Source organism: Acinetobacter sp. YZS-X1-1 (assembly GCF_000804305.1).
GTDB classification, from domain to species: domain Bacteria; phylum Pseudomonadota; class Gammaproteobacteria; order Pseudomonadales; family Moraxellaceae; genus Acinetobacter; species Acinetobacter variabilis.
Genome location: NZ_JWHB01000001.1, coordinates 119,294 through 141,195 on the forward strand (window position 1 = coordinate 119,294; position 21,902 = coordinate 141,195).

At 44.1% G+C, this 21,902-nt stretch carries 15 protein-coding genes; 1 reads left to right on the top strand and 14 read right to left on the bottom strand.

Annotated features, from left to right (window positions below; genetic code table 11):
- Positions 1-169: 169 nt before the first annotated feature.
- The 10 genes from RJ01_RS00660 to RJ01_RS00705 all read right to left on the bottom strand — a co-directional run bounded on the left by RJ01_RS00660 (position 170) and on the right by RJ01_RS00705 (position 14,256).
- Positions 170-1,591, bottom strand: coding sequence for an FAD-dependent oxidoreductase (locus RJ01_RS00660; RefSeq protein ID WP_034169722.1), 1,422 nt, complete (start codon positions 1,589-1,591; stop codon positions 170-172).
- A gap of 72 nt (positions 1,592-1,663) precedes the next feature.
- The gene (gene gltB / locus RJ01_RS00665) at positions 1,664-6,139 is read right to left on the bottom strand and encodes a glutamate synthase large subunit (RefSeq protein ID WP_171248442.1); all 4,476 of its coding nucleotides are present in this window, start codon (positions 6,137-6,139) and stop codon (positions 1,664-1,666) included.
- Between the two features lie 450 nt (positions 6,140-6,589).
- Complete coding sequence (locus tag RJ01_RS00670; RefSeq protein ID WP_034169724.1) at positions 6,590-7,441, bottom strand: hypothetical protein; 852 nt, start codon at positions 7,439-7,441, stop codon at positions 6,590-6,592.
- Between the two features lie 12 nt (positions 7,442-7,453).
- On the bottom strand, positions 7,454-8,533 hold the full coding sequence (gene aroB / locus RJ01_RS00675; protein WP_034169725.1) for a 3-dehydroquinate synthase: 1,080 nt from the start codon (positions 8,531-8,533) through the stop codon (positions 7,454-7,456).
- Between the two features lie 28 nt (positions 8,534-8,561).
- Complete coding sequence (aroK, locus tag RJ01_RS00680) at positions 8,562-9,098, bottom strand: shikimate kinase AroK (protein ID WP_005233593.1); 537 nt, start codon at positions 9,096-9,098, stop codon at positions 8,562-8,564.
- A 36-nt stretch (positions 9,099-9,134) separates the two neighbouring features.
- On the bottom strand, positions 9,135-11,303 hold the full coding sequence (pilQ, locus tag RJ01_RS00685; RefSeq protein ID WP_034169726.1) for a type IV pilus secretin PilQ family protein: 2,169 nt from the start codon (positions 11,301-11,303) through the stop codon (positions 9,135-9,137).
- 16 nt (positions 11,304-11,319) lie between these two features.
- The gene (locus RJ01_RS00690; protein WP_034169727.1) at positions 11,320-11,847 is read right to left on the bottom strand and encodes a pilus assembly protein PilP; all 528 of its coding nucleotides are present in this window, start codon (positions 11,845-11,847) and stop codon (positions 11,320-11,322) included.
- On the bottom strand, positions 11,847-12,563 hold the full coding sequence (locus RJ01_RS00695) for a type 4a pilus biogenesis protein PilO (protein WP_034169728.1): 717 nt from the start codon (positions 12,561-12,563) through the stop codon (positions 11,847-11,849). The genes RJ01_RS00690 and RJ01_RS00695 overlap by 1 nt, the downstream gene beginning before the upstream one ends.
- The gene (locus RJ01_RS00700) at positions 12,560-13,198 is read right to left on the bottom strand and encodes a PilN domain-containing protein (RefSeq protein WP_034169729.1); all 639 of its coding nucleotides are present in this window, start codon (positions 13,196-13,198) and stop codon (positions 12,560-12,562) included. The genes RJ01_RS00695 and RJ01_RS00700 overlap by 4 nt, the downstream gene beginning before the upstream one ends.
- Positions 13,198-14,256 carry a pilus assembly protein PilM gene (locus RJ01_RS00705; RefSeq protein WP_034169730.1) on the bottom strand — a complete coding sequence of 353 codons (1,059 nt, stop codon included), beginning with the start codon at positions 14,254-14,256 and terminating at the stop codon, positions 13,198-13,200. Before RJ01_RS00705 ends, RJ01_RS00700 begins: the two co-directional genes overlap by 1 nt.
- 166 nt (positions 14,257-14,422) lie before the next feature.
- On the opposite strand from RJ01_RS00705, the gene ponA reads away from it, so the two are divergent.
- On the top strand, positions 14,423-16,951 hold the full coding sequence (gene ponA / locus RJ01_RS00710; RefSeq protein WP_034169731.1) for a penicillin-binding protein PBP1a: 2,529 nt from the start codon (positions 14,423-14,425) through the stop codon (positions 16,949-16,951).
- A gap of 58 nt (positions 16,952-17,009) precedes the next feature.
- Here ponA and RJ01_RS00715 read toward each other — a convergent pair whose 3' ends face one another.
- Genes RJ01_RS00715 through RJ01_RS00730 form a run of 4 tightly spaced genes read right to left on the bottom strand, consistent with a single transcriptional unit; the run spans position 17,010 to position 21,899 of the window.
- A complete protein-coding gene (locus RJ01_RS00715; RefSeq protein ID WP_034169732.1) occupies positions 17,010-17,813 on the bottom strand; it encodes a putative RNA methyltransferase in 804 nt (267 codons plus the stop codon).
- 58 nt (positions 17,814-17,871) lie between these two features.
- Positions 17,872-18,990, bottom strand: a complete 1,119-nt coding sequence (gene mraY, locus RJ01_RS00720) for a phospho-N-acetylmuramoyl-pentapeptide-transferase (protein ID WP_034169733.1) — start codon at positions 18,988-18,990, stop codon at positions 17,872-17,874.
- Positions 18,991-20,394: a UDP-N-acetylmuramoyl-tripeptide--D-alanyl-D-alanine ligase gene (murF, locus tag RJ01_RS00725; protein WP_034169734.1), complete on the bottom strand. Its 1,404-nt coding sequence runs from the start codon at positions 20,392-20,394 to the stop codon at positions 18,991-18,993.
- A gap of 8 nt (positions 20,395-20,402) precedes the next feature.
- Positions 20,403-21,899 carry a UDP-N-acetylmuramoyl-L-alanyl-D-glutamate--2,6-diaminopimelate ligase gene (locus RJ01_RS00730; protein ID WP_034169735.1) on the bottom strand — a complete coding sequence of 499 codons (1,497 nt, stop codon included), beginning with the start codon at positions 21,897-21,899 and terminating at the stop codon, positions 20,403-20,405.
- Between the last annotated feature and the right edge of the window lie 3 nt (positions 21,900-21,902).

A 21,902-nucleotide genomic window follows, 5' to 3' on the forward strand; every position in this document is an offset into this window, starting at 1 on the left:
CCTCAATTCTTTATTGATATTTATTTAATTAATTTGATTTTAAACAGTATTTTCTAAAGTTTTGTTACTTTTTATAATCTTTTTAATGCTTCCTATTTTAAGTTTGGAAATAATTAAAGATTAAAAAACCCGCAGTAGCGGGTTTTTTGAAATGCAGAACTAAAGTAGATTAAACATTAAGATAATCTAGAATACCTTCTGCAGCCTGACGACCTTCCCAGATCGCAGTCACGACCAGGTCAGAACCACGGACCATATCACCACCAGCGAAGATTTTTGGATTTGAAGTCTGGAATTTGTACTGCTGCTGTGCAGCTGCAAGTACGCGGCCTGAACCATCCAGGTTGATTTCTACATCAGTAAACCAGTCTGCTGGGCTAGTACGGAAACCAAATGCCAGCAATACTGCATCTGCAGGTAGAATTTCTTCTGAACCTGGAATTGGTTCCGGACTACGGCGGCCACGGCTGTCTGGTTCACCCAGTTGAGTCGTTACCACTTTTACGCCAGTCACTTTGCCATTTTCACCCACGATTTCGATAGGTTGACGGTTGAACTGGAATTCCACGCCTTCTTCACGCGCATTTTTTACTTCACGACGTGAACCCGGCATGTTCGCTTCATCACGACGATAAGCACAAACCACTGACTCAGCACCTTGACGGATTGAAGTACGGTTACAGTCCATCGCAGTATCACCACCACCCAGGACAATCACTTTTTTGCCTTCAACGCTGATGTATTCTGATGGGTCTTTTTCCCAACCCTGGCAACGGTTCACGTTAGCAATCAGGAAATCCAGTGCATCATACACACCATCCAGATCTTCACCAGCAAAGCCACCTTTCATATAAGTGTATGTTCCCATACCCATAAAGACAGCATCGTAGTCAGCGAGTAACTGATCGATGGTGACATCGGTACCAATTTCAGTATTCAGACGGAATTCAACCCCCATACCCGTGAAGATTTCACGACGGCGTTTCATCACGTCTTTTTCCATCTTGAATTCTGGGATACCGAAAGTCAGCAGACCACCAATTTCAGGACGTTTATCAAATACAACTGGCTTCACACCATTACGTACCAGAATATCAGCACAGCCTAAACCAGCAGGACCCGCACCAATGATGGCTACTTTTTTATCAGTCCATTTCACATGAGACATGTCTGGACGCCAGCCTAAGGCGAAAGCAGTGTCATTGATATATTTTTCAGCATTACCAATTGTGACTGCACCAAAACCATCATTTAAGGTACAAGCACCTTCACATAGACGATCTTGAGGACAAACACGGCCACAGACTTCTGGCAAAGTATTGGTCTGGTGACATAGTTCTGCTGCCTGGAAAATACGGCCTTCTGCAAGTAACTTTAACCAGTTTGGAATGTAGTTATGAACCGGACATTTCCATTCACAGTACGGATTACCACAACCTAGACAACGATGTGACTGATTTGCAGCCACTTCTGTTGTGAAAGGTTTATAAATTTCCACAAATTCTGCTTTGCGGACGTCAATCTCTTTTTTCTCTGGATCTTGGCGTGCGACATCCAGGAATTGAAAGTCATTATTTAGGCGCTCTGCCATCTCTCTCTCCGTGGGTAGACCCAAGGCTTTATTCGCATTACCTTAGGTCTGCCTATATCTGCAGTAGTGGAATTATTGTGGATCAGCTTGAGTTGTTTTCAACAAGGTCAATAAGTTAGCTGCTTTTGGTTTTACCAGCCAGAACTTACGACTATAGAAATCAAACTCATGGCGGATCTTGTACGCCCAAGCACTACCTGTTTCTGCAATATGTTCATCTAAAATGCGAAGCAAGAAGGTCTGATGTTCCTCCATCGCTTCAGTTGAGATACGGTTCAGCTCAATCAACTCATGGTTGTAATGATCTACGAAATCATTGTCCAGGTCCAATACATAAGCGAAACCACCGGTCATACCTGCACCGAAGTTATGGCCTACTTTACCTAGGACTGTCACGATACCGCCAGTCATGTATTCACAGCAGTGATCGCCTGCACCCTCAATCACGGCAAAGGCACCTGAGTTACGAACTGCAAAACGCTCACCTGCAGTACCCGCAGCAAACAATTTACCACCAGTCGCACCATACAGACAGGTGTTACCAATGATGGCAGTATTTTGGGTCTGGAACGGAGAACCTTTTGGCGGGAAGATCGAGATACGGCCACCAGCCATACCTTTACCCACGTAGTCGTTCGCATCACCTTCAAGACTAATGTGCAGACCACCGGCATTCCAAACACCGAGTGACTGACCCGCTGTACCAGTCAGATTTACTTTAACGGGATGTGCTTCCATACTCAGGTTGCCATAACGTTTGGCAATTTCACCTGACAAACGTGCACCAATCGAACGGTCACAGTTACCTACGGTAAAGCTGTATTCACCACCTGTACCTGCTTCGATTGCTGGAAGAATTTCTTCTACCATCTTCTCAGCCAGAATACCTTTATCGAATGGTTCATTACCCTGTACTTCACAGTACTGTGCTTTACCTTCTGCTGCTGGATGTGACTCTAGCAGTTTGCTCAGATCAAGGTGAGCATGTTTGTCAGTTTCACCTGGCAAGATTTCCAGCAAGTCGGTACGACCGATCAGGTCTTTCAGGCTAGATACACCCAATGCAGCCAACCATTCGCGAGTTTCTTCAGCAATGAAAGTGAAGAAGTTGATCAGCATTTGAGGTTCACCGATGTAGTGCTCTTGGCGCAGATGATCCTGCTGAGTCGCAACACCGGTCGCACAGTTATTCAAGTGACAGATACGCAGGTATTTACAGCCTAAAGCAATCATTGGAGTCGAACCGAAGCCAAAGCTTTCTGCACCCAAGATCGCTGCTTTTACCACGTCAAGACCAGTTTTTAAACCACCATCAGTCTGAACGCGTACTTTGCCACGCAGGTCGTTTACACGAAGTGCTTGATGCGCTTCACTTAAACCTAATTCCCATGGAGAACCCGCATGGTGAATCGAAGACAATGGAGATGCTGCTGTACCACCGTCATAACCAGAAATGGTAATGAAATCGGCATACGCTTTCGCAACACCTGCCGCAATCGTACCTACACCCGGTTCAGATACCAGTTTCACCGATACCATCGCTTGTGGATTAACTTGTTTCAAGTCAAAGATCAACTGTGATAAATCTTCAATTGAGTAGATATCATGGTGTGGTGGTGGCGAAATCAGGGTCACGCCCGGAACTGAATAACGTAAACGGGCAATCAAGCCATTCACTTTACCACCTGGCAACTGACCGCCTTCACCCGGTTTCGCACCTTGAGCCACTTTAATCTGCAGTACTTCCGCTGATGTTAAGTAAGCAGGAGTTACACCAAAACGACCTGATGCAATCTGTTTGATTTTCGAGTTACGAATCGTGCCATAACGCGCTGGATCTTCACCGCCCTCACCAGAGTTAGAACGACCACCGATAGTGTTCATGGCAATCGCAATGGCTTCGTGTGCTTCAGGAGATAAGGCACCCAAAGACATCCCCGCAGAGTCAAAACGAGGCAAGATATCCTCTACAGACTCAACCTGATCCACCGGAATTGAATTGTCAGTTTTCAGCTTGAACAAGTCACGGATGGTTGCAATCGGACGATTGTTTACCAGCTCTGCATATTCTTTAAAGTCAGCATAATTACCAGAACGTACTGCTTTATGCAGTGAGTTAATCACATCCGGGTTAAACGCATGGTATTCCTTGCCGAAGACGAATTTCAGCATACCGCCCTGATCAATTGGCTTACGGTTTTTCCAGGCTAAATCTGCCAGTTGCTTCTGGTCATTTTCAAGGTCAGCAAAAGTTGCACCCTGAATACGACTCGGAACACCTACGAAGCATTTGTTCACAACTTCATTGGATAGGCCAACTGCTTCAAACAGCTGACCGCCACGGTAAGAAGCCACAGTTGAAATACCCATCTTAGACAGGACTTTCAGCAAGCCTTTTTCAATCCCCTTACGGAAATTGTTTTGGGCATATACTGGATCACCCAGCAATTCACCTTTAGCCACCAGATCATTGATCACGTCATATGCCAGGTACGGATAAATTGCTGTCGCACCAAAGCCAAGCAGAACGGCAAATTGGTGTGGATCACGTGCAAAACCGGTTTCAACAATCAGGTTCGCATCAGTACGTAGGCCAGTATTGATCAGATGATGGTGTACTGCACCAGTGACCATCACAGCATTGGCTGGCAAGAAACCTTCACGGATTTTCTTGTCTGAAAGTACCAATAAAGTTTTGCCGTCACGAATCGCTTGCGCTGATCCTTCGCAAATACGAGCAATCGCAGCTTCTAAGCCTTCGGTTTCAGCATAGTTCAGATCAATATCCGCAATCTCATAACCTGTACGGCCTAGCGTGCGGATCTGATGCATTTTTGAGTTAGACAGGACCGGACTCGAAATAATCAGACGGTCTGCATGTTCGGGGCCCTGTTCAAAAACGTTTTGTTCACGACCTAAACAGGTTTCTAGCGACATCACAATCGATTCACGTAATGGATCGATTGGCGGGTTGGTTACCTGTGCGAACTGCTGACGGAAATAGTCTGAAACATGACGTACCTGACGTGACAGAACCGCCATCGGGGTATCATCACCCATAGAACCTACAGCTTCCTGACCGCTTTCAGCGATTGGACGCAGTAACTGGTCACGTTCTTCGAAAGTTACCATGAACATTTTCTGTGCCGCTTTCAGGTTGTCACCTTTTAAGCCTCGCTCACATAGATATTCTTCCAGTTCAGGGCTACCTTGTAGACGTACAGCATTTTCACGCAACCATTCACGGTACGGACGCATACGTTTCAAGTGATTATTCACATCCTGAGTGTCTAGCACTTTACCAGTATAAGTATCGATCACCAGCATTTGGCCAGGACCCACACGTCCTTTAGAAATAACATCTTCAGGTTCATAGCCCCATACACCGATTTCTGAAGCCAGTGTAATGTAGCCATTTTTAGTGATGACCCAACGTGCCGGACGCAAGCCGTTACGATCCAGCATACAGATCGCATGACGGCCGTCTTGGATAACTAAACCTGCAGGGCCATCCCATGCTTCCATATGTTTAGAGTTGAACTCATAGAATGCACGTAAATCAGCATCAAGCGTTTCAACGTTCTGCCAAGCAGGTGGAACCAGCATACGTAGTGCACGGAACAGATCCATACCGCCACCCACTAGAATTTCCAGCATGTTATCCAGACTAGATGAATCTGAACCAGTACGGTTTACGATTGGATTCAGCTCAGTCAGACCTGGCAGTAATGGGTTTTCAAATTTAGGCGTACGCGCCATTGCCCAGTTACGGTTAGCCGTAATAGTGTTGATCTCACCATTATGTGCCAGGTAACGGAATGGCTGAGCCAGTGGCCAGCGTGGCAATGTATTGGTAGAGAAACGTTGATGGAAAACCACGATATGTGATGCCAGACGCTCATCAGCCAGGTCAGTATAGAAGTCAGCAATGGCTGCCGGCATCATCAGACCTTTATAGCTGATTACAGTTGAGCATAAGGTCGTCACATAGAAGTATGGATCACTGGTTAACTGCTGTTCAGCACGACGACGCGCAAGGAACAATTTACGGTTGAATTCAACCTCAGTCACACCGATTGGGCAGTTAACAATCACCTGTTCAAAAGCTGGTAGAGACTGCATTGCAATCTCACCAAGCGCATCATTATTCGTCGGTACAACACGCCATGCGATAACACGACAGCCTTCTTCTTCAATTTCTTTCGTCAGGACTTGTTTTGCATGTGCGGCTAATGCTGGATCCAGATTCAGGAATACTGTACCCACAGCAAAAATCTCACTTAAGGTAATGTCGCTTAAGCGTTTGGCCTCTTCACGGAAGAATTCTTTAGGCATTGCCAGCAATAGACCACAACCATCACCGGTCTTGCCATCAGCAGCAATACCGCCACGGTGGGTCATACAACTTAGACTATGAATTGCGGTCTTGACCAGATCATGACTGGCATCACCCTGCATATGGGCGATCAAACCGAAACCACAGTTATCTTTAAACTCATCCGGTTGGTATAAACCTTGAGCGGGAGCTACATTATTAGGCGATGGCATGTGCATAGCGTACCCTTCTTTTCACTAAGCCCGATAGGCTATTAAACAATCTAAATTCTGCTGTGCGTGACTGTCTGATTTGCTCCGCAAGCTAAGCAGCTTTATAGAGCAAAATATCATTGAGTATCTTTTCAACATAATCCTTTTTCAGACGGAATGCATGAAAAATAACATTCATTTTGCTGATGGATAAGATAAAAATAAGCAACAAAGATGACAATTACGCCTATTCATCGAATCATTTTCGCGCCAAAACAGGGAGATTAATTCAATTCATGCACCAATAAAGCAAATTTCATGCCAACTTAAGGAGCAAAAATCAAAACAACACAAATGACAAAGATTTAGCCTACAAAAGGAAAATTATGATTATTTATGGTGCGTATTTTTTGCACCAAAAGCGCACATTTATAATAAAGATAAAGTGTCTGTGCGCTATTTTAGACCGGCCTAGTTAAATGGATCACTAATCTCGTTTTCTTGAGGTCGAGAATTGCCATTTGATGAGCGCGGACTTCCTTCGACATGACTTTGAGATTTCTGTACATCCACTACATTACCTTCCTGATCACGACGAACAATCGTGGTACTTGTGGTGCTTTCTTTAGGAGTGACCACAGGCGCTGAAGGTTGAACTTTCGGTCTTATCTGTACGGATTCATCAACTTTCGGTAAAGGTACATTTTTCAACTGAATTTCATAAAGTTTTTGATTACTTGTCAGTTCTTCCGAACCCATACTGTTGACCAGACTGGCATATTGTTGCATGGCCACAACTTTAGGCTGGACGGATTTAGGCAGATTGAGGTTGAGCGCTGATAAAGCCTGTTGAGCTTCTGCTGCGGTTTTATACAAACCATATAACAATACATATTGTTCAGGCTGGTTCTCACCTGAAAGCCTTAAATAAACAAAAGGCTTACGATCCTGCTGCTTTTTCAGGAAGGTTTTTAGAATGGCTTCATTACCTACTCGAAATAACTCAATCGCATGCTGTTTCTTTACTTCACCAATATATTTGGTTCCACGGAATTCAGGCTCATGGCTAACATTGACAACAATGCGAGTATTGAGATCAAGAGGTTTAACTTCATCAGAAAGTGCACCAAGATGGGTCATTGAGGCCACTTTTTCCGGTTGAATCTGTAATTCAACTTCGGTTTCCGGCTTCTTCTCTACTTCTACAACTTCATCTGTATCAGTGATAGCCCAAAAAACCAAGGCAGCAAATAGACAGCATACGCCACAGACCAGCCAGAAGTAATGCTGAATCTTTTGCCAAGGGGTACGTAATGCTGTCATAAAAATTTAAACCTATGCCTGATGAGCTAAAATCGCCTGTTGCATCAACTCGACATCAAAGTCTCGAGTAATGACCGCTTTTCCAAGTTGCTGCAATAATACAAGACGAAGCTGCCCATTTAAAACTTTCTTGTCGTGAGCCATATAAGCCAGGAAATCGTCAAGTGGAATTTTAGGACAAACAATAGGTAATTGCGCACGAGAAATGATTTTTTTTGTACGCTCAAGGTCTTCTAATGAAATCCAGCCCACGCGATGGGATAAATCTGCTGCCATCACCATACCGGTTGCTACCGCTTCTCCGTGCAGCCATTCACCATAGCCCAGATAAGACTCGATCGCATGACCAAAAGTATGACCGAGATTAAGTAAAGCACGCTCACCCTGCTCTTTTTCATCATTCGCTACAATACGGGCTTTATGCGCACAAGAACGATAAACCGCTTCGGCCAGCAATTGCTCATCACGAGCAATAAGACCTTTCATATTGGCTTCTAACCAGACCAGAAATTCTTCATCACCGAGCAAGGCATATTTAATCACTTCAGCCAAACCGGCAGATAGCTCACGATCTGGCAGCGTAGATAGCTGCGACATATCTGCCAGCACCACTTGTGGCTGCTGGAAAGCACCAATCATGTTTTTACCCAGTGGATGATTAATCCCGGTTTTACCTCCTACACTAGAATCCACTTGAGAAAGTAACGTTGTTGGCACCTGAATAAAATAGACACCACGCTGGAAACAGGCAGAAGCAAAGCCGGCCATATCTCCAATTACCCCACCACCGAGTGCTAGAACTGTACAATCGCGATTAAAACCTGCCTCAAGCAATGCATCAAAAATTAAGTTTAGATGCTCAATATTTTTGTATTTCTCACCATCCGGCAAAATACAGGTCGCCACAGTTTTACCCAAATTTTCCAATGTAGCCTTATAGCGATCCAGATAGAGTGGTGCCACCGTATCATTACTGACAATCATCACCTGTTTGCCATGAATATAAGGCTCAAGCAATTCCTGAGGATTCAAGTTACTACCAATAAAAATAGGGTAACGACGTTCACCGAGTTCGACATATAAGGTTTTCATGAGGGGATAACCACTTTTTCAACTGAACTTATTTTTTTGGAAGGATGAGATTCAGAATACGCTGCGCCAAATCTCGTGCAGCTCCCTGATTGGTCTCAATGATGTAATGTGCGACTTCCCGGTATAACGGATCCCGTACTGCAAGCAAATCTCTGAGTTTCTGTTCAGGATTTTCGACTTGTAACAAGGGACGGTTTTTGTCACGATAGGTTCGCTGAAGCTGAATTTCAACTGGAGTGTAAAGATAAACAACGATGCCTCGCTGCTTTAAATAATCCCGATTAGGAGCCTGAGTAATTGCACCACCACCAGTCGCAAGTACCAGCTGTGGACGTGAGGTTAACTCATCAATTACAACAGTTTCACGATGACGAAAACCCTTTTCACCCTCTTTTTCGAAGATCCAGGGAATCGTAGCCCCTGTTTTCCGCTCAATTTCATGATCGCTGTCCAGAAATTCTCGTCCTAACAGTTCTGCTAAATGTCGTCCTACTGTTGTTTTACCGGCCCCCATCGGCCCTACCAAATAGATATTTGGCAGGGTTTCAAACTCTTTGCTTGGCAAGGAGTCACCTATTCATTTTGTTAAATTCAAAATATATTAATGATTTCTTGAAACACTGTCATTAACAATTCGAGGTGTAACAAAAATCAGCAACTCACGCTTGTTATCTGATTTAACATCTTTACGGAACAAACGACCTAAATAAGGTAGATCACCCAAGAAAGGAACTTTAGTTTGCGCATTTCGAGTTTCTTGCTCAAAAATACCACCTAACACCACTGTTTCACCATTATCAACCAGTACATTAGTATTGATCTGGTTTTTATTAATGGTTAACTGTCCAGTTGGTGTCGGATTTCCTGCTGAGTCACTGGTTATATTCAACTCCATTTGCACCTTGCCATCTGGCGTAATACTTGGTGTAACGTCCAAACTTAAAGTTGCATCAATAAACTCTGTAGTCGACACTGCATTAGCACCACCACCTTCTGAAGACTGATAAGGAATTTGCGAACCAGATGCCACAGTCGCTTTTTGCTTGTCAGCAGTGAGCACTTTTGGCGTAGAAATCACTTCACCATAACCGTCTGCCTGTAGCGCAGAAAGTTCAAGATCCAGCATAAAATCCGAAAGGCTAATTAAGCCAAAAGCAATACGGCTAGCCCCTTCACTGGTTACCCCTAAATCTACATTTAGATTATCTGGTCTTTGGATGTCATACTTCCATCCACCCAATTCTTCATCCAACTCAGGGGTTCTTAAATCCCATAAGGTTGTATCGCTGCCACCGACAAGAAGATGATTATTATTTGTAACCCCTTGCGATAGAATCCCCCATTTTACCCCCATCTCTTTGGTAAAATCAGTCGTTGCCCGCACAATACGCGCTTCAACCATTACCTGTTTCACCTGCACATCGAGTAAGTCCACCATATTGCGGATTTTATCGATAAAAGGCTGAGTATCATTTACAATAATGGTATTGGTTCGTGCATCAACAGACACAGAACCACGTGAACTTAATAAACTTTCTTTATCGTCGTTATTAGTACTATTACTTGAATTACCTGATCCTGATGCACTTTTATTTTGAGTAATCAGCTTTTCAATATCTGCTGCCTTTGCATAACTGAGTTGCATATATTCAGTTTGAATTGGCGCAAGTGCAACGCTTTGTTTTAAAGCCTTAGCTTCTTCTTCTTCAGCCTTAATTAGTTCTGCCACCGGTGCAATCCAGATCACATTACCATTACGGCGTTTATCCAGATTTTTAGTTTTTAACACAATATCTAAAGCCTGATCCCAAGGCACTTCTTTGAGGCGTAAGGTAATATTACCCTGTACGCTATCTGCAGCAACCATATTGATATCGGTAAAATCGGCTAATAACTGTAGAACTCGACGGACTTCAATATCCTGAAAATCTAGAGAAATCTTCTTACCTGTATAAGCGACTGATTTAGGACGTAAAGGCCCTTTAACTTCTGGACGCTTCAAACTGATAGTCAGCTTATTATCTGTCTGGAAAGCCATATATTCATAGCTTTCCGCAGACTGAATGGTAATCACGCCTGATCCATTCTGGTTGACTGCATCTACGGTTGAAACGGGCGTGGCAAAATCATTCACATTCAAACGTCGGGTCAAATGTGCCGGAATCTTGGAGCCCAGAGTCCGCACAATCACTTTGGTTCCCTGCTGCTGTACATCGACTGGTGTGTTCTGACCTGCCAGATCAATTACCACCAGTCCTTCACCTTGCGCCCCCCGCTGGAAACCAATATTGGTAATCCCTTGAGCGACCTGCTGTTGTACAGGCTGAGCAATAGAGACTGGAGTGGCAGAATTAATTTTTAAAATAAAGGTATTGCCTTCCACACGCGTCGTAAATGCACCTGCATTAGCAAGATTCACTGTCAGTCGAGAACGCTGTGTATCTGAGCTAACATCCACTGAACTAGCTTCAGCAGTTGCGACTGGAATACTAGACTGTTTTAGATTTTGTTGTGCCTCATTAAAATCCAGAATCAGGCGTGATGGAGATTCAAGCTGATAAGCTTGAGGCTGAGGTGGCAGACCGTTAAACATCACTCGGATTTCAGTTCCCTGTCCAGGAATCTGCATGGGTACCACATTGGTCATTGAAACCTGCGCACTAGCCGCTTGCATCACAGCAATCGCGACAGCTCCCATAGAAAACTGACGAAACACATGATTCATTGTATTAGCATCCCCAAAAATAAATTCTTTAATACTCTTATTCATTTTTATTCCTTAAAACTTATGGCGCTGGCCCAATCAAAACCAGACTTCGTGGACGTTCCACATATCCCTCACGGCCATCTGGAATAATCTCAATCAAGTCAATCTGTGTCGGTGTAATTCTCGTTACACGACCGTGATTAAGTCCCATATAGCTGCCACGTTGTATCCGTTCAATTTCCCCATCAGGCGTTTGAATCAAAGCCAGAATCTGCCCCGCCTGATTCCGCATACTGCCTTTCATGCTTAAAGTTTCCAATGGATAACTCTCTAAAGGCTGTAATTGGCGTGACAAGTTTGGATAAACCCGCTTACCTGCCATAATTTTCAATTCGGCTGCTAAAGAGCTTGGCAGGAAAGGACTTTTCAGCTGATGAGCTGCATAATTAAACATTTCTGTCGGAATAAAATCCGGTGCCGGCTCAATCGGTAATGGCGGTTGATTACGAATATTGGCCATTTCCTGATTGACTGCATCAATTCTTGATTCACAGCCCACCAATAAAAATCCGAGCGTTAAAGCTGAAGTAATTTTAATGATATTCATTACTGAGCTCCCTGCGTATCAGTTGTGGCTGAAGTAGATGAAGCATCTGCATTACCAACATAACGATAGGTTTTCGCTTTTACCACATAATCAATGACAGGAATTTCAGATTTCTTTTCTTTATTTTCAGTCCCTGTAATGGTGAAGTCATGCAGTGTAACGATGCGCGAAAGTCCTGCAATACTGCTCACAAAAGAACCAAAGGCATGATAATCCCCAGTGGCTTCAATAGCGATTGGCTGTTCAATAAAGAATTCCTGCTTGATTTCAGGTTCCAGACGAATATTTTTGAATTTCAGTCCGGAGTTCACTCCACTCAGGTTAATATCTTCAACTAGACCAGGAATTTCAGTTTCTTTCGGCAATTGTTCCAATTGCTGATTAAAACGTGCTTCCATCTCCTGCAACTGAATCTGATACTGCTGTAAATTACGCAGCTTTGATTCCTTTTCCCGGAATTCATTTAACAGGTTTTGTTCTTGAGCACTGGCTTGTGAAATTGCTTCTATCTTGCCGCGAATAAACCCGAAATACCCCAGCATAAAAACCAGAATAACAATAAATATCCAGCAGGTAATTTTGACTGATAATGGCCAGCTACCATAATTATTTGGATCTAGTGTATTGAATTGTTGAAAGAACTTTTCAACTGTCATTTTTTTTCTAGGAACAGTCACTACGTCTTGGCTTAATTCATCGAATCCGTCATTACTCATGATGATGCCTCCGCTGTAGTTGTGGCTGGTGTTTGTCCTTCTTTAAGTGTTGGCTCAGCGATTTGATCCAGATCAACCGTGACCGTAAAGCTGCCATAAGATTCTTCCACTCGAGGAATCACTGATGATGGCGCTTTATCTTTTGGTTCTTCAGCAACCAGGAAAGCATTCATAAATGCATTACGATACCAGGTAGAAGCCTCCAGATTACGTAGCAATTCAGCCACTGTATTCGGACTTTCCGCCTTACCTTCAATGGTGAATTTATCGCCGGTACGCTGGAATTTGGTAATGTACATATTGCTTGGTGTGACCCGTACAATTTCATCAATCAGGTGAACTGCGATCGGCCGTTGAGTCTGTAAACCCTGAATCAGCTTCATACGTTCAACAATTGCATTACGCTGGTCTTGTAAACCATCCAATGCTTTCAGCTGTACATCCAGATTCTGGTTAGTACTGATCACCAGCTGATTGGCCTGTTCCTGATCCTGAAGTTTTTGATCGTAATAGAACCAGGTTGAACCTGCTGCTGCCAATCCTAGAAAAAGTGCCCCTGCACAAATCGCTACAAATTCATTATTTCTTTTAATTCTTAGCTCATCGCGCCAAGGGAGTAAGTTAATCTTTGCCATTAATCAAAACTCCTCAATGCCAAACCACATGCAACCATGAGTGAGGACGCGTCATTTTCAATTTTTTTAATATCAATTTGAGGAGAAAAGCCCATTTGCAGGAACGGATTGGCAATCGTGACCCGGTAGCCGAGTTTTTGCTGTAATAGTTTTGCCAGGCCTGGAATATTGGCATTCCCCCCTGCCAATAAAATATGGTCAATCTCGTTAAACTGAGATGAAGAGAAGAAGAACTGTAATGAACGCGCTGCCTGCTGCACGACTGCATCTAGAAAAGGTTCCAACACTTCGATATCATAATCATCGGGTAAGGCACGGGTTTTTTTAGCACGTCCTGCTTCCTCAAAAGACAATCCATAACGGTTCTGGATTTCCTGAGTCAGCTGTTTGCCACCAAAAACCTGCTCACGGGTATAAATGATCTTGTTATTCTGCATGACGGATAAGGTCGTCATACTATGACCAATATCCAGGATCCCGACAGTATTTACTCCCATCGGTAAGGTATCCGAAAACACCTTGAATGCATTTTCTAATGCAAAACTTTCGACATCTGCAATTTTTGGATTGAGATTGGCAATTTGCAGTACTTCAGAACGCGCTTCAACATTTTCGATTCGGGTTGCTACCAACAGGACATTGACCCGGTTCGGATTGGTTAAACGGTCTGGCAGAGCTTCAAAGTCCAGGCTGGCTTCATCAAGTGGGAAAGGAATATATTGCTCAGCATCTTCACGAATCTGAACTTCACGTTCATCATCCGACATATCGGCATCCATTTCGATGATCTTGGTGATGACCATAGAAGTTGGAATCGCAAAGGCTGACTGACTGGACTGGGTATTGGCCAAATTAATCGCACGCCCCAACGCATCACCCACCGCTTCTGGATTTAAAATGTTTTTTTCAACGACACTACTTTCTGGTAGTGGGACCAAAGCATAACTTTCTACCCAGTACCGACCGTTCTTTACAGAGAGCTCTAAAACTTTAACAGAAGTCGAACTAATATCGACTCCTATTAACCCCTTATTTGGCTTACGATATAACCTGCGCACAATACAATTCCTATTATTTTTTTATCCCCAATAAAAACAAACTCACCAATCTGTGCCGGCCTATAATTTTATACAGATACAATAACTCATCTAACAATATGTATATCTAAAGGATATACTGACCGGTAATTAGTTTGCCATTAGCTCTTATTAAAACTTACTTGTTATGAAAAAGCTATCTTGTTCAGGCCTTGTTCATCCATTTTTTTTGATCATTATCATTATTTTGATCTCAATTCCGATGGGTTTCTATGGCATGTATCTCTATATTGCCCCATCTTTGCCTGAAATGTCTACGCTTAAAAAGGCACCTTTATTAAAGCCTTTACAAGTTTTTAGCTCAGATAATAAGCTCATTGCAGAGTATGGTGGCAAGCTTTCTGTTCCTGTGAATTATGAACAGATTCCGAAAGAATTTATTCACGCCTTCCTCGCTGCAGAAGATTCTAGTTTCTTCGAACACAGCGGGATCAGCTTTAAAGGTTTAGGACGTGCAGTCAGTGAAACCATTACTGGCTCTGATGTACAGACTGGTGGTTCGACCATTACCATGCAGGTCGCCAAAAACTACTATTTAAGTCCCGAACGTACTTTAAAGCGTAAGCTGACTGAAATTTTCCTGGCACGTAAAATAGAACAGAATTTAAGTAAAGAAGAAATTCTGACTTTATATGTCAATAAAATTTTCTTGGGAAAAAATGCTTACGGCATCGCGGCAGCAGCCAAAATCTATTACAACAAAAGTTTAGATGAGCTTTCGATTGCGCAAATGGCAATGATCGCCGGTCTTCCTAAAGCACCTTCTCGCTACAATCCGGTGGCCAATCCTAAACGTGCACTGGAACGCCGTAACTGGATTTTAGGTCGTATGCTGCAATTGGGTTATCTGAATCAAAGCCAATATCAGGAAGCCATTGCTGAACCGATTAAACTGGATATGCCTGACCGCAGTACGCGTAACAAATTTCCCTACGTCGGTGAAATGGTTCGCTCTGAACTGGTAGAAAATTTTGGTGAACAGGCCATAGATTCAGGTTATAAAGTTTACACGACGATCCACAGTGAACGTCAGGCTTATGCTGAACAGGCGGTACAGGATGGTTTAGAAGCTTATGATCGTCGTCATGGCTGGCGAGGTGCTGAGGCTCATGATCAGCCCCTGCAAAATTTCCGTGTCTATGCCAACACTTACCCTGCTGAAGTGACTAAGGTCAACAATAATAGCTTTGAAGCATCGATGCAGGATGGTACAACCGTAACTGTGCCTTGGTCAGGCATGTCCTGGGCTCGTCCTTATCGTAGTGCAAACAGTGTAGGTGCTGCACCAAGCAGAGCATCACAGATTGTTAAAGTTAAAGATATTGTTCGTTTAAGACCTAATGAGAATAAAAGTTCCTGGGCACTGGTACAAACACCTCAGGTACAGGGCCAATTAATTGCATTAAACCCGAATAATGGTGCGATTGAAGCCATTGTCGGTGGTTATAATTTTTATCAATCCAAATTTAACCGTGCGACTCAAGGCTGGCGTCAGCCGGGTTCAACTATTAAACCCTTCGTTTACGCTCTGGCTTTAGAACGTGGTATGACTCCACACACCATGGTCAATGATGCACCGATTACTATTGGTAAATGGAGTCCGCGTAATTCGGATGGTCGTTATTTAGGGATGATTCCTTTACGTCGTGCTTTATATCTGTCACGTAACACGGTTTCAGTTCGCCTATTACAAACCGTCGGTATTGAGCGTACACGTCAGTTATTTATGGATTTTGGCTTGCAGGATAACCAGATTCCACGTAACTACACCATTGCTCTAGGTACACCTCAGGTTTTACCAATCCAAATGGCTACTGGTTATGCTACGTTCGCCAATGGCGGTTATCGGATTCAGCCACATTTTATTACGCGGATCGAAGATTCCTATGGCAAGACTATTTTTGAGGCTAAGCCTGAATATGCCTGCATCTCGTGTATTAATGCTCAGGAAGAAAGCCCTCAACCAACAGGTGCGCTCACTCCTGATGATGAAGCAATTCAAATCAATAACAAAACCTTAGCACAGAAACCAGAGACACCAAAAATCTCGGCTGAAGACAGTAATTACCGTCAGGCAGAACGTATTCTAAAATCTAGTTCTGCTTATGATATGGCCAATATCCTGCGTGATGTGATTCAGCATGGTACAGGACGTGCTGCTTTAAGAATTGGTCGTAGCGATATTGGAGGTAAAACCGGTACCACCAATGATGCTAAAGATGCCTGGTTTGCAGGTTTTAATGGCAAGCTAGTCACCGTTGCCTGGGTCGGTTTCGACCAGCCAAAAACTTTAGGTCGCCGTGAATACGGTGGCGTGGCAGCCTTACCAATCTGGACCGACTTTATGGGGAATGCCTTAAAAGGTACACCAGAAGCTTGGGTTCGCCTGGATCGTAATGCTAAAGCACCAATTAACCGTAATAAAGTAGTGCAAGGTGAGCAGGAACAATATGATCCGTCTTCTCCACCTTTAGCGACGCCTCTGTATCGCCCTGCCCCGGTTGTAGCACCTAAACGACAAAGCAATGATTTTGAAGATTTGCCTGATCAGGAAATCCGCATACCGGATGATGAAAGAGTGGCGCCAAGAGACCAGCCACCACAGCCAAATCGGGTGGTGGATCCTTTGGAAAACTTGATTGAAGAAATTGAATAATCTGAACCAATAAAAAATCCCTCATTATTGAGGGATTTTTTATTTCTGGATTTTAAATTTATTTCTTCTGAAATACATAAATCTGGAATTGGGCCATTAAATCAAATTGATCCTGCTGCTCAAGTGCCAAACGGCGTTCAGCTTTAGCTTTATAAGCATAGGGAGTCATAGCAATCAGGTTTTTTAAATCTGCTTGAGCCAAAGTCATTGGCGCATCAATCACCTGTTCACTTACCAGATTAAATGCATCCTGCAACTTCTCAACAAATTTATGTGGCTCGTGTGCTTTCACTTCCTCAAATAAGGCTTCCCGCATCGCGTACAAATGTTGTGGTGCAGGCGTCACTACCATCAAATAAGATTTTGCCTTTAATACCCGTAAGATTTCTTGTTTCGGAATTGGGCTAAATAAGCTGGTACACAGATCAATAGATTGATCCAGCACTGGCAAGGTCGCCCCTGTCCCTACCACCCAGGTAATTTCTTTATTCAGTTTAGCTGCAACCTGAACTGCATTTTTGGCAATATCTACGCCGACACATTGCATCACTTCCTGCTGCATAGCATCGGTGTAATAACCTTCGCCACAACCAATATCGAGCAAGTTTTCAATCCGCAGTTCACGGATTTTCTTGACCACAGCCTGTTGCAGAGGCGCATAGTGACCTGCACTCAGAAATGCACGGCGTGCCTGCACAGATTCAGGCGTATCACCCGGATTTTTACTATGTTTATGCTGCACCACATGCAAATTCACATAACCCTGCTTGGCCACATCATAGCTATGCTGATTGTCACAGCGCCATGTACGTTCATTTAAGCGTAACTGCTCACGACAAACAGGACACATCAGTAAGTTCATTTTTTAATTTCTCCAAAACAAAAAAGCCGGCATGCGCCGACTTTTTCAAATGCATTTCTTAGCGTAATTTTAAGGTCATTAGGCCAAAAACTACCAGCATAATTGTAATAATCCAGAAACGAATGACGACTTGAGTTTCACGCCAGCCTTTCTTTTCATAATGGTGATGTAAAGGTGCCATTAAGAAAACGCGTTTATTACGCATCCGCAGTGAACCAATCTGCAAGAATACAGAAATTGCTTCCACCAGGAATACACCTGCCATAATCGCAAACACGATTTCCTGACGCACCATCACGGCAATTGTACCCAGCATTGCACCTAAAGATAACGCACCCACATCACCCATAAAGACTTGGGCTGGATGAGCGTTATACCAGAGGAATGCCAGACCGGCACCGATCATCGCAGCGCAGATCACCACCAGTTCAGAAGAATATTTCACATAAGGAATATGCAGGTAATTCGCAAAACGTACATCGCCTGCCAGATAAGCAAATACCCCTAAACCTGCCGCAACCAGAACAATTGGCATGATCGCCAAACCGTCTAGACCATCGGTCAGGTTTACGGCATTGGATGCACCATTAATCACGAAGTAAGTGAAGATAATGAAACCAATTCCCAACGGAATCACGGACAATGGAATGGTGTGATCCTTAAAGAATGGAATCAGCACATCCAGCATATTGGCAGTCACTACCGGATTCGGTTGCTGCTGTGCGATCACATACAGTGCAATACCAGCACCGATTGAACCTACAGACGTCCAAAAGAATTTCTTGCGTGCAGGTAAACCGGCATTGTCCTTATAACGGATTTTAATCCAGTCATCCGCCCAGCCCACGGCGCCGAAAATCACCATCACCGAGAGCACAATCCAGACATAAGGATTCGTCAGGTCTGCCCACAGTAAGGTGGAGATCCCGATCGAGAGCAGGATTAACACCCCACCCATGGTCGGTGTACCCATTTTCTTGGCATGATTCTCAGGAGCAAACGAACTTACTGCCTGACCATATTTTAGTGCCTGCAATTTACGGATCATGATCGGACCCAAGACCAAACCGATAGTCATAGCGGTCAAGACGCTGAGCAAAGCACGTAAAGTTAGATAACGAACCACCTGAAACGTGCTATCAAAGCCCGCCAGATGATCAAATAGCCATAACAGCATTTAGAGTTTCTCCATCAATGCAGCCATCAATGTTTCCATATGGGTAAAACGTGAACCCTTGAACAGGAAAGACATTGGCTGGGGATGATGTGTTTCAATCAAATCAATTAAAAACGGTAAAGCCTGCTCTTGATTCAGGAAAGCCTGCATTTTCTTACCATATTGCGTACTACGTGCACCTTCTTGTGCAGCTGGAGCAAATTCACCCACAGCCACCACAAAATTAATGCCTTTGACCGATACCAGATCCCGACCAAGTTTATAATGCTCGATTGCAGCAGATGAACCCAGTTCACCAATATCGCCGGCCACCATCACCCGAATACCCTGCTGCTGCGCTAAAACTTCAGCCGCTGCACGCATCGAGCTTGGATTGGCATTATAGGTATCATCAATAAATAAAAAATCTTTGTGCGGAATAAAGTTCAAACGACCTTTGGCACCAACAGCCTGTTCAAGGCCAGCCACGATATCATCCAGACTAATGCCAATTGCCAAAGAAAAAGCCACCGCTGCAGTTGCGTTTTGCACATTGTGTTCACCAGCAAATGGTAGATTTACGGTTTTAGTGCCTTGTGGTGTATTTAGCGTGAAAGTCGCAGATTGCGGATGTAGTTCTACGTCAGTTGCATAGACGTCACCACCCTGACCAAAACTCAAAGTTTTCTCGGTTTTGACGGCTGCACGGATCTGCTCGGCATAGTCATCTGCTGCAGGCACAATCGAAGTTTCAGAAATATGCGAATAGATTTCAGACTTGGCGCGACAAATCCCATCACGGCCACCAAACTCACCTAAGTGTGCGGTACCAATATTAATGATACCGGCCACATGCGGCTGTACCAGATTGGAAGTGTAATCAATTTCACCCTGATGGCTCGCACCTAGTTCCATCACTGCATACTGATGTTCAGTACGTAGTTCCAGCAACATCATTGGCACACCTAGATCATTATTCAGGTTACCGCGAGTGACTAAAGTCGGTGCCAGACGCGACAGGATACTGCCCAGCATTTCTTTGGTCGTGGTTTTACCGCTACTACCTGTCAAAGCAATGACCTTGAGCTGTGGATTTAGCTGACGACGATAAGCACCAAAATGACCCAGTGCCAGACGAGTGTCTTCAACTACTAGCTGGCAAATATTTGCATCAACAGGTCGACTGACAATTGCGATTCCACAGCCCTTCTCAGCCACTTGAGCAATAAAGTCATGCGCATCAAAACGCTCACCTTTAAGTGCTAGGAAAACATCCCCTGCTTCGGCATGACGGGAATCAGTTAAAATCCGCTTAATCTTGCCTTCAGGTTTTTTATCATTCAGCCAATAACCATGAGTGGCTTGCTGTAATTGTTCAATTGTCCATGGCTCTAGAGGCACGGTACTTGTTGTTGAAGTATGCATGTAAAATCCTAATGCGCTGGAAATGCTAAATCAAGGTTGTGATGCTGGGCATCAATCGCGGCCTGTACCTCGACCACATCATCAAACCAATGTCGCACCCCATCAATCTCCTGATAATTTTCGTGTCCCTTACCGGCAATCACTACAATGTCACCTGGCTGCGCCTGGTCGACTACAAAGCGGATTGCTTCACGACGGTCATGAATTTCATGATAGCTTTTGTCTGAAAAATCGACACCCTGCTTCATGTCAGCGAAAATCTGGTTTGGATCTTCAGTACGTGGGTTGTCCGAAGTCAGCACTGCAATATCAGCGCCCTCAAGTGCAGCCTGTGTCATCAACGGACGTTTGCCACGATCACGATCACCGCCACAGCCAAAAGCAACCCAGAGTTTTTGGCTGACATGACGCTTCAGCGTAAGCAAGACCTGATTCAGGGCATCTGGAGTATGCGCATAATCCACGACAAATAAACGCTCATCATCACGAATGACCTGCATACGGCCTGGTGCACCTTTCAGCTCAGGTACAGTTGCGATTAAATCGGCTAATGTAAAACCAGCTTGCTCTGCCACAACCAAGCTCGCAACCAGATTTTCGATATTGAAATGACCCAACAAAGGACTATGCACAGTAAATGTATCTTGTGCAGTGATCAATTTAAATTCAGCACCGGAAATACTGTACTGGATATCCTGAACCTGATAATCGGCTGCTTGTGACAAAGAATAAGTTAGAATTTTCGGCTGATTTGGATTGGCTTTCGCAGCATTCAACATCACTTCTGCATGTGCATCATCAATATTGATGACGGCAACTTTCAGAGATTCATAGCTGAATAAACGCGATTTTGCTTCTGCATAAGCTTCCAGCGTACCGTGATAGTCGAGATGATCTCGACTTAAATTGCTATAAGCCGCAATTTCAATCGCACAACCATTCAGACGACCCTGCTCCAGACCATGCGAACTCGCTTCAATTGAAGCAAATTCCGCACCTGCCTGTGCATAGGCATGCAAGGCATTTTGCAATTGCAAGGCATCGAGTGTGGTATGAGAAGAGGCTTCCAGATTCGGTAAAATACCATTCCCTGTAGTCCCCATAACTGCACAGGCTTTGCCTTGCAGCATCAGCAACTCAGCAACCAGACGGGAAATTGTGGTTTTACCATTGGTACCAGTTACGGCCAGAATACGGGCAGTATTGACTGGCTGAGTCCCTTGCAGATAGTGCTTCTGCCATTCGCCCATCAGGTGACGGACATTGGGTACTACCAAAGCTGGAGCAATATCCAGATCTTGTTCTGAAATCACGGCCAGTGCACCCAATGACAAGGCTTTCTTGGCATATTCTGCAGTTTTTTCAGGTTGAGACAAGCTGGTCAGGGCAATAAAAATTTGCCCCAGTTTAACTTTGCGGCTGTCCAGTTCGAAACCCTGAAAGGATTGTCGCATCCATTCAGCAGGTTCTTGAACGGCGTAGAGATCTTGAAATGTAATGAACATTGA

What these genes read in the sequence shown, in the direction of transcription:
- gltB (WP_171248442.1), bottom strand. Translation starts at nt 6,139, where the DNA reads ATGCCATCGCCTAATAATGTAGCTCCCGCTCAAGGTTTATACCAACCG.
- RJ01_RS00715 (WP_034169732.1), bottom strand. Translation starts at nt 17,813, where the DNA reads ATGAACTTACTGATGTGTCCTGTTTGTCGTGAGCAGTTACGCTTAAAT.
- RJ01_RS00695 (WP_034169728.1), bottom strand. Translation starts at nt 12,563, where the DNA reads ATGAGTAATGACGGATTCGATGAATTAAGCCAAGACGTAGTGACTGTT.
- murF (WP_034169734.1), bottom strand. Translation starts at nt 20,394, where the DNA reads ATGCATACTTCAACAACAAGTACCGTGCCTCTAGAGCCATGGACAATT.
- RJ01_RS00660 (WP_034169722.1), bottom strand. Translation starts at nt 1,591, where the DNA reads ATGGCAGAGCGCCTAAATAATGACTTTCAATTCCTGGATGTCGCACGC.
- ponA (WP_034169731.1), top strand. Translation starts at nt 14,423, where the DNA reads ATGAAAAAGCTATCTTGTTCAGGCCTTGTTCATCCATTTTTTTTGATC.
- RJ01_RS00690 (WP_034169727.1), bottom strand. Translation starts at nt 11,847, where the DNA reads ATGAATATCATTAAAATTACTTCAGCTTTAACGCTCGGATTTTTATTG.
- RJ01_RS00670 (WP_034169724.1), bottom strand. Translation starts at nt 7,441, where the DNA reads ATGACAGCATTACGTACCCCTTGGCAAAAGATTCAGCATTACTTCTGG.
- RJ01_RS00700 (WP_034169729.1), bottom strand. Translation starts at nt 13,198, where the DNA reads ATGGCAAAGATTAACTTACTCCCTTGGCGCGATGAGCTAAGAATTAAA.
- mraY (WP_034169733.1), bottom strand. Translation starts at nt 18,990, where the DNA reads ATGCTGTTATGGCTATTTGATCATCTGGCGGGCTTTGATAGCACGTTT.
- pilQ (WP_034169726.1), bottom strand. Translation starts at nt 11,303, where the DNA reads ATGAATAAGAGTATTAAAGAATTTATTTTTGGGGATGCTAATACAATG.
- RJ01_RS00730 (WP_034169735.1), bottom strand. Translation starts at nt 21,899, where the DNA reads ATGTTCATTACATTTCAAGATCTCTACGCCGTTCAAGAACCTGCTGAA.
- aroB (WP_034169725.1), bottom strand. Translation starts at nt 8,533, where the DNA reads ATGAAAACCTTATATGTCGAACTCGGTGAACGTCGTTACCCTATTTTT.